The 16945-nt window shown below is 46.9% G+C and carries 12 protein-coding genes; all 12 read left to right on the top strand.

What is annotated here, in order from left to right; all coding sequences use genetic code 11:
* Positions 1-5 precede the first annotated feature (5 nt).
* The 12 genes from leuD (at position 6) to BM358_RS06645 (ending at position 16852) form a co-directional block, all read left to right on the top strand.
* Positions 6-608, top strand: a complete 603-nt coding sequence (gene leuD / locus BM358_RS06705) for a 3-isopropylmalate dehydratase small subunit (protein ID WP_013310633.1) — start codon at positions 6-8, stop codon at positions 606-608.
* A 232-nt stretch (positions 609-840) separates the two neighbouring features.
* Positions 841-2415, top strand: a complete 1575-nt coding sequence (locus BM358_RS06700) for an N-acetylmuramoyl-L-alanine amidase family protein (RefSeq protein WP_023989084.1) — start codon at positions 841-843, stop codon at positions 2413-2415.
* A gap of 293 nt (positions 2416-2708) precedes the next feature.
* The gene (locus BM358_RS06695) at positions 2709-4208 is read left to right on the top strand and encodes an N-acetylmuramoyl-L-alanine amidase family protein (RefSeq protein WP_023989083.1); all 1500 of its coding nucleotides are present in this window, start codon (positions 2709-2711) and stop codon (positions 4206-4208) included.
* Between the two features lie 45 nt (positions 4209-4253).
* A complete protein-coding gene (locus BM358_RS06690) occupies positions 4254-4904 on the top strand; it encodes a GerMN domain-containing protein (protein ID WP_028540686.1) in 651 nt (216 codons plus the stop codon).
* Between the two features lie 213 nt (positions 4905-5117).
* A complete protein-coding gene (gene nth / locus BM358_RS06685) occupies positions 5118-5792 on the top strand; it encodes an endonuclease III (protein ID WP_023989081.1) in 675 nt (224 codons plus the stop codon).
* A 56-nt stretch (positions 5793-5848) separates the two neighbouring features.
* Positions 5849-6121, top strand: coding sequence for a hypothetical protein (locus BM358_RS06680; protein WP_013310628.1), 273 nt, complete (start codon positions 5849-5851; stop codon positions 6119-6121).
* Between the two features lie 477 nt (positions 6122-6598).
* Positions 6599-10261, top strand: a complete 3663-nt coding sequence (locus BM358_RS06670; protein ID WP_028540687.1) for a dynamin family protein — start codon at positions 6599-6601, stop codon at positions 10259-10261.
* A 263-nt stretch (positions 10262-10524) separates the two neighbouring features.
* Positions 10525-12300 (top strand): ABC transporter ATP-binding protein, encoded by a 1776-nt coding sequence (locus BM358_RS06665; protein ID WP_023989079.1) that lies wholly within the window; start codon positions 10525-10527, stop codon positions 12298-12300.
* Positions 12297-14135, top strand: coding sequence for an ABC transporter ATP-binding protein (locus BM358_RS06660; RefSeq protein WP_028540688.1), 1839 nt, complete (start codon positions 12297-12299; stop codon positions 14133-14135). Before BM358_RS06665 ends, BM358_RS06660 begins: the two co-directional genes overlap by 4 nt.
* Positions 14136-14264: 129 nt before the next feature.
* On the top strand, positions 14265-15449 hold the full coding sequence (gene purT / locus BM358_RS06655; RefSeq protein ID WP_023989077.1) for a formate-dependent phosphoribosylglycinamide formyltransferase: 1185 nt from the start codon (positions 14265-14267) through the stop codon (positions 15447-15449).
* Positions 15442-15903, top strand: coding sequence for a GNAT family N-acetyltransferase (locus BM358_RS06650; RefSeq protein ID WP_013310623.1), 462 nt, complete (start codon positions 15442-15444; stop codon positions 15901-15903). The genes purT and BM358_RS06650 overlap by 8 nt, the downstream gene beginning before the upstream one ends.
* 208 nt (positions 15904-16111) lie before the next feature.
* Positions 16112-16852, top strand: a complete 741-nt coding sequence (locus tag BM358_RS06645) for a CAP domain-containing protein (RefSeq protein ID WP_028540689.1) — start codon at positions 16112-16114, stop codon at positions 16850-16852.
* Positions 16853-16945: the final 93 nt, after the last annotated feature.

The raw sequence follows: 16945 nt of genomic DNA, 5'->3' as shown, positions 1-16945 counted from the left end.
TTACGATGGAAGCTTTCACAACATTAAAAGGAATTGTAGCACCTGTGGATCGGGTGAATGTGGATACAGATGCTATTATTCCTAAGCAGTTTTTGAAACGAATTGAACGTACGGGCTTTGGACAGTTTCTGTTCTACGAGTGGCGGTTTGATGAAGCGGGCAATATCAATCCTGAATTTGAACCGAACAAGCCTCGTTATGCAGGGGCGTCTGTGCTGATCTCTCGCGCTAACTTTGGCTGTGGCTCCTCACGTGAGCATGCGCCGTGGGCGATTATGGACTATGGGTTTCGTTGCGTAATTGCTCCGTCTTATGCGGATATCTTCTATAATAACTGTTTTAAAAACGGTATATTGCCGATCAAGCTGTCTGAAGAGCAAGTAGAGGAATTGTTTCAGCGCACGGCGCAGCATGATAACTACCAATTAAACATCGACCTGAATGATAAAACGATCACTGACGATTATGGTCTGAAAATTGAATTCGATTTGGATGAACATCGCCGCCAGTTCCTGCTGCAAGGCTTGGACGATATTGGCCTGACACTCCAGCATGAATCTGAAATTCTGGCTTATGAACAAAAACGTGCTGCGAAACAAGGCGCATAGGGTTAATTCCCAGTTCAGTTTCAATACGTAGTCATATAGCTAGCTCATTTGTTAGACAGAAAGCCCGTACTGGCATTACTTTTGCCTGCGGGCTTTTATCATGCTCAAAAAATAAATTGGAAAATAAGGGGTTGACGGTTCGACTCAGCATGGTATTGTAAATGTAAAATGATTGAAGGACTGTGTCTGTGAGAAATACCAAAAAATACATATATAAGTTAGGGGAATGAGAATGAAGAAATATGGTTGGGTGATACTAGCGGCTATCCTGATTTGGTTGTGGCCGTCCTCCCCTCATGCGAATGCGGCTGGAGCAGATTTGTTTTTAGATGGCAAAAGGGTGGAAGCGCCTGCAGATGCCAAGCCTGAAATGGTCAATGGAAAAATCATGGTACCGCTAAGGGTGGTTGGGGAGCAGCTTGGATATCAATTCAAGTGGGAACCACAATCCTATAAAATCTCAATTCAAAAAAATAGTACCGATATGTCCATGTATGTAGGCCGTACATCGGCTGATGTGAATGGAAAAACAGTTAGTCTGGATGCACCTCCTGTGCTTCGGGGAAGCTCGACCATGGTCCCATTGCGTTTTGTTGGGGAGCAAATGGGGCTAAAAGTAGATTGGAATAATAAAAGTAAATCCGTAAATCTCAGTCAAAAGGCTGTAACTCAACAAGCGAGTAAACAGTCTCAATCCCAACCATCGTCGCAAACGTCAACACAGAGTACAACAAGCACCAATAAAACGTCTTCAGCAACAGCGACGACAATAAATCCAGTTGAAGCAGACAAGCATACTGAAGCCGCATCTTCACCAGCCAAGCAGCAAAATAAAGAACAGACCACAGCAAATGCGTTGCTTGTACAAAATATTACTTTTGGGGGTGAAACGTTAAAGATTTCTCTGAACAAAGATGTTACCCCTAAAGTATCCAAAATGACGGGGAATGATCGTATTGTTGTAGATTTACCCGGGGCTTCACTGGCGACTGATTTTCTTCAGCCGTTCCCGATTCGCACCGATGGCACGCGGGCGTTGACGAATAGTGACGGCGAGGATGTGCAGGAAATTAGATTTGCTCCCACAGATGGACAAAATGGGGGCGTACGCATTGTCATTGCTTTAAATCAAGCACGTGATTACGATCTTTCAACCAATGGCCTAGGCGATATCACCCTTCAATTGCGTGAGCGTAGTGTGAATCCGGTAGTGGTAACACCAACGAATGTCGAAGGACGGCGAATCGTCGTCATTGATCCCGGACATGGTGGCAAGGACCCTGGGGCAGGTAGTGTGACTGGGCGACATGAAAAGGAATTTACATTGGCGGTAGCGTTAAAGGTCGAGCAGCTTCTACAAAATGATCCTGACATTCAAATCGTATTGACTCGCAATGGAGATACGTATCCCACGCTGGATGAACGACCACAACTGGCTAATAGTCAACAGGCAAGCGTGTTTGTATCCATTCATGGTAATAGTATGCTAGCTTCAGATAAAGGAAAAACCAATGGCTCTGAAACCTATTATGCACGCCAGGACAGTTTGGCACTGGCAAAGGCGATGCATAAATATCTTGTAGCGGCTACCGGATTTAAGGATAATGGCATCAGGGTGGCAAACCATGTGGTGACGAGAAAATCACAAATGCCCGCTGTATTGCTGGAATGTGGCTACCTTAGTAATCTATCAAATGAAGCAGCCATGTTCACAGAAGAAACACAGGAAAAGATCGCCGAAGGTATTGTCGATGGGTTGAAGGAGTATCTTGGAACAGGCACAGGAGCAACTGAATCACTTAACTAAGGATGTTTACAATAAAAGCTACTTTCCACCTTTTAATGAAAATTCATGGGGGTGAAAGTAGCTTTTTTAGTTCTTTTGGCTGTGACTTTTGACGGAAAGCGAATGATCTATATTTTTAGTCAAAATTCGACAAAAATAGTTCTTTGGCACGTATATTTCTGTTATGATGGAATATATTCGCAACTTTTGGTGTGAGATAACGTCTATAAGGTTGTCTGATATTACATAAGCGCGTATATCAGGTCGCCGCACCGGAGCATGTGGCAAAAAAATTATGAATGGAAGGGTGACGAATGAAGAAATTTGGTTTTTTGTTGTTATTATTTGTCTTCATGTGGGCGGTTCCGGGTTATGGACATGCGGCTTCGAGTGGAACACAAATCTATCTCGACGATCAACAGTTAAGTGTCCCTAGTGGTGCTAAGGCACAAGTAATTGGCGGAAGTACAATGGTCCCGCTACGCGTAATTTCTGAAAATTTGGGATATGACGTGACATGGAAGCAGCAGGCGCGAACCATAACGATTGAGAAAGACAGTACCTCGATCCGAATGATAATCGGAAGTAAGACGGCGACTGTCAATGGAAGCGACATTAGTCTGGATGCTTCGCCTCTGCTGCGTTCCAATTATGCCCTTGTACCGCTTCGTTTTATCGGCGAGCAAATGGGACTGGACGTAAAATGGGACAGCAGCTCCAAGTCCGTAAAATTATATACCCGCAGTAGCGGGTCTGGAAACGGGGAATTTACACCTCCCAAGTCCGGAAATAACAGTACAGGTACTGGTAGTGTTACTGCACCAACGAATAATGCGAACTCAGGTGTTACACAGGTGCAGGGAGTTAGTTTCAGCCAAAACCGTTTAACCATCACAACAGCCAGTGCCGTCAAGCCGAAAGCGTTTACGATGGCAGGCCCTGATCGGGTAGTGGTGGATTTGCCAGCGACTGCGTTTGCTGACAATTTCGGAGAGCAGCAAAAGCTGGATAGCAACTTAAATGGTTCGCTGGACATTGAGAATGAAGCGGATGTGTCCGGTATCCGTTATGCTTTATTCCAAAAGGAACCTTCAACGGTGCGCGTTGTTATTGATTTGAAGCATGCCATGAATTATACCGCATATAATGATGGTTCGAATCGTGTTATCGTCGATCTGGCTTCCAAAGATTCTGTGAATACCACGCCAGACGCAACGTTACCAGATGGCTCACAGCCGGATGACACGCAGACATCACCAACTAACAGCAATGGTAAAAAGGTCGTTGTTATTGATGCTGGCCATGGAGCAAAAGATTCTGGAGCAGTTGGTGTTTCAAGAAAAAATTATGAAAAGACCTTCAACTTAGCTATGGCTCTGAAAGTAGAAAGTATATTAAAGCAGAACCCCAAGCTTGAGGTTGTGCTGACACGCAGTGATGATACATTCTTGGAGCTTAAACAGCGCGTAAAAGTAGCTGAAAACCTTAATGCTAACGTGTTCGTGTCCATTCATGCTAACAGCAGCGGTAGCTCAGCTTCCAACGGTACAGAGACGTATTACCAGCGTAGTGCAAGCAAAGCGTTCGCTAACGTTATGCATAAGTACTTTGCTCCTGCGACGGGTCTGACAGACCGAGGCATTCGTTATGGCAATTTCCATGTAATTCGGGAAACGACTATGCCAGCCGTATTGCTTGAAGTAGGATATCTGAGTAATGCAAAAGAGGAAGCCACACTGTTTGATGAAGATTTTCAAAACCGGGTAGCTCAAGGGATTGCAGATGGAATCACAGAGTATCTCGACGTAAAATAGATCTTCAACAAATCGCTTGTCAACGTCAAGCAAGGAGGGGGACATATGAACAAGAAAATCGTAATTGCAGGTCTGCTGGCACTGTTTGCCATTGCAGGTGCAGGGTGTGCCTCTAAGCAAACAACGGCTCCTGCGACTCCATCTCAGGAAACACAAACTTCGAATGCACAAAATAGTACACCTGAACAGACGACCCCTGAACCTTCGGCTCAATCTGCTGAAAATAATGGGGCGAGTCAAACACCTGCATCTCCGTCAACAGAGCCTACAAAGACCAAGACGGACACGGAAAATTCAGGAGATCGACAAACACAGCAGATTACGGTGTACTATACGGATACACAAGAGAACGGCTTGAAAGAACAGAAAAAGGAAATTACCTATCCAAGCGAGCTGGAAAAATTGCAAAAAACGTTTGAAGCTCTGCAAAAGAGTGGGGATTCTGCTCTTATCCCGTTGTGGTCCGAGAAAATTTCCGTGCATAAGATCAAATTAGATAACGGTGCATTGACTTTTGATATTTCTCTGCCGGACGAGGCTCGATTGGGAGCTGGCGGCGAGGAATTAGCTATCGATGCCTTGAAGAAAACGATGTTCCAATTCAAGGAAGTCAAAACGCTGGATTTGCTCGTAGATGGTCAATCTTTAGAGTCCTTAATGGGACATGTAGATTTGGATCATCCCATGAGCCGCTAACCGATCAGACGGTATGAAAATTTCTTGGAGATTTACACACTTTTCACGTGCAATCTGTGACAGATAATGATAATATAGGAGTGTATTTCTCGCCTATGCAGGCAGTCATGCACAAATAGTATTCGTTTCTTTCCGGATGATTATTTAGAGTGACCGTCTTGATGCGGGCTATCCCGTATCAAGACGTTTTTTTTGGTAGGAGGTAGGATTTCCGTGAATGCAGCAACCGCACGTCATATATTGGACACCATCGGTACGATGTTTCCGGATGCCCATTGTGAGTTGAACCATGACAATGCTTTTGAATTAACGATCGCCGTGTTATTGTCTGCTCAATGCTCCGATCAGATGGTCAATAAAGTAACGGCAGACCTGTTTCAAAAATACAAGTCACCTGAGGATTATTTGGCTGTTCCTCTTGAGGAACTGGAGCAGGATATTCGCAGAATCGGCTTGTACCGAAACAAGGCCAAGCATATTCATAACCTCTGTCGTATTTTAATAGACCAGTACGGGGGAGAGATACCTTCGGAGCACGATCAACTGGTTAAGCTACCCGGTGTTGGCCGTAAGACGGCTAACGTCGTAGTATCTACTGCTTTTAATGTACCGGCTATTGCGGTAGATACGCATGTAGAGCGTATTTCCAAACGGCTCGGTTTTGCAGGGTGGGATGATTCAGTGCTTGAGGTGGAAAAAAAGCTGATGAAGAGGGTACCTAGGGATGAATGGTCTTTGACCCACCACAGGCTTATTTTTTTCGGACGCTACCATTGTAAAGCTCAAAATCCTCAATGTCAGGTATGTCCGTTACTTGATGTGTGCAGGGAAGGCAAGAAACGTATGAAAACGTCTCTTATCAGAAAAGATAAGGAACGTAGAGCTTAAAGACCCACAGAGTAACAGAGGGTTTAACCATTTATGTGTAGAAAAGGATGAAGAGTATGAAGTGCATTTCGGTATATACAGACAATTTTGAAGCGTTCTCTGATATTTTTGAGCAAATTGTAACAACAGAATTTGCTGAAAACGAAGAGCGCGAGCTTGAGGGAATCACAGTTAGTCATTCCGGTGATGTACCTGAACATTATCTGGAGCGTATGTCACAAAAGCCAGAAGTGGTCGTAATGAAGGACAAATCCCGTGGGATTACGATTTTACAGCATGGTCAAGTATTTGAAATTTTGCTGCCAGTGCTTGAGACTGCAGCCAATTAAGTTCAATTCGCGGACGACATGCGTTGCATGTTCCGGTGTAGGCGGCTCGGCTGGTTTAACCAGCCCGAAGGCGCATATATGAACCTTGCAGACCATCCTGATATGGATAGAGCCTCGTTCCAATGAAGTGTGCATACATTTTGACCCTGAATTATGGTGTCGCGTTCCCCATGTTCTAAAAGGTGAATGTACGTGATGAGCAGGCTCACCCGTTGTATACATATCTTGCTTCGTCGGTGCTCTTTGAGGGCTTTGATGAATTGCATTCGGTTGCCTAAATATTTATTTTTAATGATCCGTTTGGACAGTATAAAATGAACTTATTATTATCATGTACGAAAACAGCGTTCCCTAAAGCCAGGTACTGGCGGGGAGCGCTGTTTAGTTTTTTTGATGTGATGATTCTCACAACGGCTTAGGAATGCTACAATATAGCTATTTGGTGCAGACAAGTGATAAGGAGTGGAACCGTAGCTTATGATGCAAACGATTACAGGAGATGCGGGAAAGTGGTTGGATACGATAGAACAGATACAGAGTACATTGCGTAAAGCCGAGGATGAAGCGGGAGCGAAGGCGATAGGTGATCTGCTGGAAAAAGCATATGCGCAGGAGCTGACCATTGCCTTTTGTGGACATTTTTCAGCGGGTAAATCGAGCTTGATTAACAGCTTGTGTGGTAAAACTGTGCTGCCGTCTGGACCGGTGCCTACGAGCGCTAATGTAGTGTCCATCCGTTATGGACGTCCGAGAGCGCTCATTCATCCAGCCAAATCAGCGGAAAATCCAGAGCCGGAAAGCATGGAAGCCTCCCTGTCCGAGCTTGCTGAGTATTGTAAAAATGGTGGAGCCTATGAATCGGTTCAAGTGTGGGAGGATGTTCCGATATTATCTAGCGGAGGAGTGCTGCTGGATACACCAGGCGTAGATTCCACAGACCACGGACATGCGCTGGCGACACATTCTGCTTTACATTGGGCAGATATTGTTTTTTATGTGATGGATTACAATCATGTCCAATCTGAAAATAATTTGTCCTTTGCCAAAAGTTTGTCGGATTGGGGCAAGCCATTATATTTGATCATCAATCAAATCGATAAACACCGGGAGCGAGAGCTTTCATTTACACGTTATCGTAATGAGGTGGAGACCAGCTTTCATGCCTGGCAGGTTCATTATACGGATATCCTCTTTACTTCCTTGAAGGAGCAGAATCATCCATGGAACCAGTGGAAACAGTTGACGTACCTGATTCCGAAATTGCTGGAGCGAAAAACAGAGTTTTTGGCATACAGTTTAGTGTCCTCTATGCATCATTTGGTAGAGCAACACGTGGAGACTGTGCAGGCAGCTGAAGAAGAGGAACTGAACACACTGTTAAAAGAAGCAGGTGGAGAAGAAGCCATTTTGCGCCTGGATATAGAGCAGAAAACCTTGCAGCAAGAAGATGAACACTGGAAGGTGCTTCCGGAGCAGGAGCGTAAACGACTGCGTCAAGAGCTGGATCATTTACTGGAACACGCACATTTGACGCCAGCGGAGCTACGTGAAGCGGCAGGCGAATACTTAGAGAGCCGCAAGCCGGGCTTCAAAACAGGAATATGGTTTGCAGGAGGAAAGACTGAGCGAGAAAAGGAAAGCCGTTTGGAACGGCTGACAGGAATGCTGACTGATCAGGTGGAGGGACAATTGCTTCCCCATGTACGGGAGCTACTGAGGTCTTGGGGTGACAGTCAGGGTTTGTGGTCCGCTGCGATGGAGCAGGAGCTGGATGACATCCGCCCTGTGACGGACCGGCAACTGGTAGAGCAGACGGTGAAGGAAAATGCGTTGTCGCCGGAGTATACGTTGAACTATTGCAAAGATCTACGCGCTGCTGTGACCGCCGAATGTCGCCGTAAGGCGCTAACGCTGGTAGACCAGCTGCTGGCCCAGCTTGCAGTGCGAGCCGAAGCCCGCCGCGCGGCTCTCGCGGATGCACGCACTGCGCTGCTGGCGCAGGCGGACGCGGCGAGCCGCTACAGCACCCGCGTGCAGGCCTCGGCTTCGCACGCCAGCCTGCTGCGCAGCTTGCTGCCGCAGGCGTCCGCGCCAGGCGGCTTGCCCCGTGCGGACGCGCTTGCACCGGCGTCCGATACCGCCGCTGCTGCCCCGCCAGCTGCGGCACCAACGGGCGTTGCGCGTTCTGACATCGCTGGCTCGCGCAACGCATCGGCGCAGCCGCTAGCAGGAACGGCGTCAGCACAGCCTGCCGCCGGAGGCCGCCGCACGCGGCTGGATGCAGCAGCGGCCCGATTGAAGGCTGCCGCTGCCCTGGTAAGCCCGTACCCTGCCATGCAAGCGGCGGTACGGGATTTACATGCCCGCGCCGCTGCGCTGGAGGGCGGGCAGTTTACGTTGGCGCTGTTCGGAGCGTTCAGCGCTGGGAAATCCAGCTTCGCCAACGCTTTGCTGGGTGAAGCTGTGTTGCCCGTATCGCCGCATCCGACGACAGCGGCGATTAACCGCATAATGGCGCCTGCAAGTGCTGAGCGCCATGCCACGGCTGACGTCCATATGAAACCAGTGGACGCGTTGCGGGAAGATCTTAAATACTCATTTCGGTTATTAGGATTGGGGGAACCCGCGGCAGCGGGCTGGCAAGAAGCCGTTCATGCTTTATCTCCGGAAGGCATCCATCCTGCGGGTAGGCCTCATTATAGTTTTTTGAAGGCTGCCGCAGCCGGATGGGAAGAAGCTGAAAGCTTGCTGGGACAACAGCTTCAGGTGGATTTAGAGCAGTATCGGGATTTTGTTGCGTCTGAGCACAAATCATGCTTTGTGGAGCATATCGACCTTTATTATGATTGCGCTCTGACCCGTCAGGGCATCGTGCTAGTGGATACGCCAGGAGCGGATTCTGTGAATGCACGACACACAGGCGTGACTTTCAACTATATGAAGCATGCGGACGCTCTTGTATTTGTCACCTATTATAACCATGCGTTTACGCAAGGTGATCGCCAGTTCCTGAACCAACTAGGTCGAGTTAAAGAGACCTTGGCGCTGGATCAGACGTTTTTTATAGTTAATGCATCAGATCTGGCTTCTTCTGAAGAAGAACTGCATTCTGTTACCCGGCATGTACAGGAACAACTACAGGCGAATGGAATCCGAAAACCACGTATTTATCCGCTTTCCAGTATGCTGGCGTTGGAAGCTGCCGAACAGGGAGAGGCTTCGCTGCGTTCAGCTTCACGTTTTGATGCATTTGAAGATGATTTTTCAGCATTTGCAGCCGAAGAGCTGGCAGGTTTGTCCATTGCTTCTGCTATGCAGGAACTGGGTCGGCTGCGGAACCGCATAGAGCAACATGCAACCGATGCCCGGTATAGCGAGGAAGAACGTGAGATTCGATTAGAGCGATTAACTCGCATCCGTGGAGAATTGGAGCATACGCTCCTAGGCCTGACTGACAGCAACGGTGCATCTGTGTTATCGGGTGAAACCGATGAATTGCTGTATCATGTACGTCAAAGGCTGTCCTATCGGACTGGAGAATTTATGGCAGAGGCTTTTCATCCATCTGTTCTGCGTGAAGGAGTAGGTGATCTTCGTTCGGCTTTTGCATCTTGTGGTCGTGAGCTGATGCGTTTAATCGAACTGGAGCTGTCTCAGGAATTGCTGGCAACCACACTCCGGCTGGAAAAAACGGGCCAAATTTTGGTACACAAGACTATACAACAGTGCGTAGAACACATGAACGATCAGTTGCAAGGACTAGTTTGTACGATTCCTGAATCCAGAAACTGGGCTGTTCCCGAGCTGAATGAAATTTCCCTGCAGGAGTCTATTCATTGGAAGGACTATTGGAATAGCTTTAAAAATCCAAAGCTATTTTTTGAAGGAACTGGGCGAGCGAATCTACAAACCAAACTGGAGCCGATATTACGCCAGCGAATCGGGGAAGCTGTGGATCAGCAACGAGAACGAATGTCTTCTTTTTACGTTACGCTGATGCAGGAGGAACAAATGTGGCAGAAAGCTCAGCTTCGAGAGCAAATGCTGGAGACGACTCGTGGCATGGAGCATGCCCTTATGGGCGGTGAGCAGCCACAGGTTTGGGAAGAGCTTGCTGGCAAGATTGCGGCTTTGGAGTAAAGATAAATAAGTACACCATTTATTTAAGTTCAGGACACCGGGTTGTGGGACAACCCGGTGTTTTATGCATGCTCCAAAAAGAAAGCAATACTGAGTAAATAGCCATATTCAATAATAAGAAAGCGATTTAATTTGTCTAATCACCCACCAATTGATAACCTGCCTGAATACGGCTTGTTATCCTCTTTGCCCCCTTGGAAAGCGAATGGTAAACTTCACTAAGCCATATAACAACGTCGTGCAACTAATGGAGGGACATTGACATGGAAGTGCTCAGGCAACTGCAAGTTTTTTTTCGCGAGAGGAGACACTATCTGTTTCTTTCTATTTTATGCCTTGCGATAGCGACGGCCCTGGGACTGGTGTATCCGAACCTGCTCCAAAGGCTAATTGATAACGCTATCATCCCCGGTGACTTCGGGAAAGTCCCGGCGCTGGCTCTGACTGTGCTAGGAGTAGTCATCATTAAAGGGTTCATGCAATTTTTACATGGTTTTTTTGGTGGACGGCTAGGTAACTACTTGGCGTACCGACTCCGCAATGCTTGTTACGAAAAGCTGCAATTTCTGTCCTTCAGATATTATGACACTGCCAAAACGGGGGATCTCATGTCCCGACTGACTGGTGATTTGGAGGCAATTCGTAACTTTATCGGGTTTGGTTTTGCCCAACTCCTCAATGTGCTACTGATGGTCGTATTCGGCTCTATGATGATGCTGTATATTAACTGGCAGCTCACCCTCATTACGATGATCAGCATGCCATTGCTACTCTTCGTCACATTCAAGTTTGAATCCCGGATTCATCCCACCTTTCAGGAAATGCGGATTGCCCTTAGCGCCTTGACGACAGCGGTCCAAGAAAATATAACAGGTGTGCGAACCGTCAAATCTTTTGCCCGCGAATCATATGAAGTTGAGAAATTTTCAGTACGTAATGAGCAATACAAAAGTAATCAAATTCAGGCTGCTTCCTTATGGAGTCGGTTTTTCCCCGCAATGGAACTGATAGCTTCTGTCAGTGTGGTCCTGCTGTTGGGCATGGGGGGGTATCTGGTCATTCAGAAGTCAATGACCTTGGGGCAGCTCGTCGCTTTCTTTAGCTTAATTTGGTATATTATCGGCCCCATCTGGAGCATTGGCTTTCATATCAATAACTATACGCAGTCCAAAGCTTCTGGTGAAAGGGTCTTGGAACTGCTAAATCAGTCCATAGATGTAACCGATGAAGCCGGAGCACTTAAACTCGATGCCGATCAGGTGGAAGGACATGTTACGTTTGAACATGTTACCTTTGCTTACGGAAATAAGCTCCCTGCTGTTGTTGACATCAATTTAGACGCACCTCCGGGATCAGTCATTGGAATTTTAGGCGGAACGGGGTCAGGGAAGTCTACCATTATTCAATTACTCATGCGCGCTTATAATGTGAATGCAGGAAGTATCAAGTTGGATGGCAAGGATATACGTCACTTGAAGATTCGCGATTTACGTGCTCAAATTTCTTCCGTGTTTCAGGAGACGTTTTTGTTTTCGTCCTCTATACGCAACAATATTTCATATGGATTAAGTCATGTCAGTATGGATGACATCATACGCGTTTCCAAACTGGCTCAGGCACATGAATTCATAACTGAACTACCGCTGGGATATGACACTGTCGTCGGAGAACGTGGATTGGGACTGTCCGGAGGGCAGAAACAACGGATCGCCATCGCGCGCGCACTACTCAAAAATCCGAAAATTCTGGTACTGGATGATGCTACCAGTGCGGTTGATATGGAGACAGAGCATGAAATACAGACCGGTTTTCAAGAGGTTATGCGTGGTCGAACAACATTTATAATTGCTCATCGAATCTCTTCACTTCGTCATGCCAATGAGATTGTGGTGCTTGAGGAAGGACGAATCGTCCAGCGTGGAACACATGAACAGCTCATTGCTACTCCAGGTCCATATCAGGATGTGTATCATATTCAATACGCCGATTACATAGCTCAGGCTCCAGACGGTGTATCCGAAGGGCAGGTGAGACCATGAATATACCCGCAGAAAAAGTCAAACCGTTAAAAAAGCCAACGAATGAACGCTTTGTCTATCAAGATGATGATGTCATTGACAAACCGTTTAACTGGTCAGAATTCAAACGTTTGCTGGCATACATGAAGCCTTATGCCCGTCAGATTCTGCCGATCCTTCTGGTCATGATGATTCTCGGCACCATTACCAAGCTGACCGTTCCTTATTTGATCAGTCTGGCCATTGATAAGGCAATTGCTCCCGCATGGCCTGCACTGCCCAGCGTAAAGTTACTACTGCTCATCACGGGTGCCGTGCTCTTGTTATATTTAATTCAATGGGCAGCCAGCACGTACCGCATTAAATTCACCAATATTATCGGTCAACGGGTTATTTACGATTTGCGTGAAGATTTATTCAAGCATATTCAAAAGCTATCCTTTAACTTTTTTGATAAGAGACCAGCAGGTTCTGTATTAGTGCGCGTGACGAATGACATTAACTCGCTACAGGATCTTTTTACGAACGGTGCAGTGAATGTCCTAATTGACTGCGTACAGCTTATCGGAATTATTGTCATTTTGCTGCTTATTAACTGGAAGCTCGGTTTGGCGGTAATTGTGACCGTTCCGATCATGTTTTTGATCTCGACCAAGCTGCGCGTACGCATCCGCCGCGCTTGGCAAGAAGTCCGTATGAAGAACTCGCGTATCAACTCTCATTTGAATGAGTCCATTCAGGGGATTCGTGTGACACAAGCGTATACGCAGGAGCAGGAAAACATGGCTTATTTCGACGACATGAACAGCTCTAGCAAAAAATCGTGGGATAAGGCTTCTGCCATGAATCAGGTCTTTGGCCCACTTATTGATATTACCGGAGGATTTGGTACGCTTGTGCTGTTTTGGTTTGGAGCGCATTTAATTCAGACAGATCAGCTTACGGTGGGATTACTGGTTGCGTTTGCTAACTATGTAGGGAACTTTTGGGAGCCGATTAATCGGCTGGGCCAAATGTATAATCAGCTACTGGTTGCGATGGCTTCGTCAGAACGAATTTTTGAGTTTATGGATGAACAGCCGAATATTGCGAACAAACCGGGAGCAAAAGATTTGCCGCCCATACGGGGCGATATCCAATTTGAAAAGGTCATTTTTGAATATGAAAAGGGACGTCAGGCGCTTAAAGGTATCAATCTCTCTGTTGAAGCGGGTCAATCTATAGCGCTTGTGGGTCATACCGGATCAGGTAAAAGTACAATTATTAATCTGCTAAGCCGTTTTTATGACATTACGTCAGGGCGGCTTACGATTGACGGTCATGATGTGCGTGATGTCACGGTGGAGAGCTTGCGAAGCCAGATTAGCATCGTGCTACAGGATACATTTATTTTTTCGGGGACGATACGCGATAATATCCGATTTGGCCGATTGGATGCAACGGATGAGGAAATTGAAGCGGCTGCCAAGGCGGTCAATGCTCACGAGTTCATTGTTCACTTGCCAGCTGGCTATGAAACAGAGGTAGAAGAGCGGGGGGGAATGTTGTCCATGGGCCAGCGACAGCTCTTATCCTTTGCTCGTGCCTTGCTGGCAAATCCGCGAATTCTTATTCTGGATGAAGCAACAGCCAGTATTGATACGGAAACGGAGTTGAAAATTCAGGAGGCTCTTCAGGTTTTACTGGAAGGCAGAACTTCGTTTATGGTCGCTCACCGTTTGTCCACCATCCGGAATGCTGATCATATTGTTGTACTGGATCATGGGGAAATCCAAGAAAGTGGTAATCATGAACAATTGATGAAAAAACATGGAATATATCGGGGGCTGGTGGAAGCACAGTTCAGATTTTTGTAAAAAAAAGATCAAAAAATCGCGTTTTTTGTAAATTTAAATGCCGAGCACTATTGCATTCTTGGAGCTAAACCCTGAAAATAAAGATGAAAAGAGATCAGAGCAATTTCGTCAGAGGGGGAAGAGTTCAAGATGTGGGGTGCTCCTTTTTCTGCCAAGGCTAAGAAAATGCTGCTGCTGGGTAGCGGCGAATTGGGAAAAGAAGTCATTATTGAAGCTCAGCGGCTTGGCGTGGAATGTATTGCTGTAGATCGCTATGAACTGGCTCCAGCAATGCAGGTGGCCCATCGCTCTCACTGTCTGGATATGCAGGATGCTGAGGCGTTGAAGGCACTAATTCGTAAGGAAAAGCCCGACATAATTGTACCTGAAATCGAAGCTATTGCTACGGGTGCTTTGGAAGAATTAGAGCAAGAAGGATTTCACGTAGTACCAACGGCCCGTGCCGCCCGTCTTACGATGGACCGGGAAGGTATCCGCAGGCTGGCTGCCGAGAAATTACAGCTTCCGACTGCTGCCTATCGTTTTGCAGATAATTTTGACCAGTTGCGGTCGGCGGTTCATGAGCTGGGCACGCCATGTGTGGTCAAGCCTTTGATGAGTTCGTCGGGTAAAGGGCAGTCTGTATGCCGGGCACTCGAAGATGCAGAATCCTGCTGGAATACGGCGCTGGAAGGCGCGCGTGCCAAAACAACACGTGTCATTGTTGAAGCTTTTGTCCCGTTTGAGAGCGAAATTACCTTATTGACCGTCAGATCGGTTTCGGGTACGACTTTTTGCCCACCGATTGGCCACATTCAGAAAGATGGGGATTATGTCGAATCCTGGCAGCCTCATGGCATGACGGACAAGCAGCTTTCGGAGGCGGAGAACATTGCCCGTACGATTACGGATGAACTGGGTGGTTACGGATTGTTTGGCGTAGAGCTGTTTTTAACAGCTGATGGCGTCATATTCAGTGAAGTATCCCCTCGTCCGCATGATACAGGAATGGTGACCATGATCACGCAGGATTTGTCGGAATTTGCGCTTCATGTGCGGGCCATTCTCGGATTCCCGGTGCCATCCGTCACGCTGCTTACACCAGGAGCTTCAGCTACTTTGAAGGCAGAAGTGGCTACGCGGGATTTTGTAATAAGCGGTCTGCATGATGCATTATTGCTACCCCGGACACAGGTGCGAGTGTTCGGGAAGCCTGAAACCAAGCCGGGACGCCGGATGGCTGTAGCGCTTAGCGCTGCAGAAGATGTGGAAACAGCACGGAAGACGGCCAAAGAAGCTGCTAATATGCTGAAAGTGGAGGTAAATCATGTCTAACAATGTGATGATTCCAGTACTGACAATTCGTTCCGTAGAGCTTGGCGATTGCGAAGCCGTAACTGGACTACTAAGAGAAGTCGGATACCCGATGACTTGTGGTGTAATGAAAGAAGTTATGGGAACAACGCGGGAGGACAGTCAAGCGAATATGATGGTTGCAGAAATGGATGGTCGTGTTGTCGGAGTAATCGGCATGCATACGGCTCAAAGCTTGGCTTATCCTGATCCTGCCGTACAAATCACCATGCTGGTCGTGAGCGGGGAGTATCGCGGCGAGGGCATTGGCAAGCGCCTGGTGGCTTGTGGTGAGGAGTGGGGACGTGCGCAAGGATGCTATCATTTATTCATTACCGGAGCGAATAACCGCATCAAACAAGTAGAGGCCCGAGCATTCTACAATCGAATCGGCTTTGAAAAGCAAGGCTACCGTTTCAGCAAAAAGCTTAGATAATCAGCCTATAACAAGACAATCTAATACTTAAAGCCTCACTACTTTTAACTTAGTTCCGCATGGGTCAATTCCGAGCGGGGCTATTTTTTTTCCAACTTTTATACCATTGATCCTTCTATAAAACATGATATACTGCTAGAGTAAAGATTACAAAGTTGTAACCAGACGCGTTCACACCAAGGCATTTATACAACAAGGAGATGACGAAATGAAGAATATGTTGAAAAAAACACTGGTGATGGGAAGTCTAAGCGCCATTTTATCCGCAGGATTCATCGTTCCGGCATCAGCTTCACCAGCTGACGATTTGACTGCCCAACTGCAACAATGGTTTCAAAATAACGGATATACCGTCAATATGTCCAACGGGACGACTACAATAACAAAGACCGTAATTAAGGATGGTTCTGAAAAGGACAAGGCTAAAAACAAAACAGCAAATCCTTCATCCGGTAAACAAGCAACAACCAAACAGGGTAGCCAAAAGGCTTCGCAGTCTAGTAACAAGCAACAGACCCAAAAACAAAGCACAAACTCAGGCGCGGGCCAGTCAGCAGGATCGGATGCACAACTGAGCAAGTCCCAATTTGCAGCTGAGGTTGTAAAGCTTGTAAATAACGAGCGCAGCCAAAAAGGTCTGAAGCCCCTCGCATCGAATGCGAAGCTTACAGAAGTAGCCTTAGTCAAGGCGAAGGATATGAGTACGAACAATTACTTTTCCCATACATCTCCGACCTATGGTTCACCATTTGATATGATGAAAAAATTCGGTGTAACTTATACGTATGCGGGTGAGAATATTGCCATGGGACAACAAACACCACAAGAAGTGATGAAAGCCTGGATGAACAGCCAGGGACACCGTGAGAATATTTTGAAGGCAGAATATACACAAATTGGTGTGGCTTACTACAATGGATATTGGGTACAAGAGTTCACACGTAACTAAGATGATCGTAAATACGTTCACAACGTCATGTCGCTGCTACGAAAAGATAGTGACGTGACGTTAATCTGGAGACCCGCTGACACGTTCAGCGGG

The organism is Paenibacillus sp. cl130, from assembly GCF_900116035.1.
GTDB lineage: Bacteria > Bacillota > Bacilli > Paenibacillales > Paenibacillaceae > Paenibacillus > Paenibacillus polymyxa_B.
Note: the sequence above shows the minus strand (reverse complement) of the source record. Positions and strands in the feature narration are given on the sequence as shown.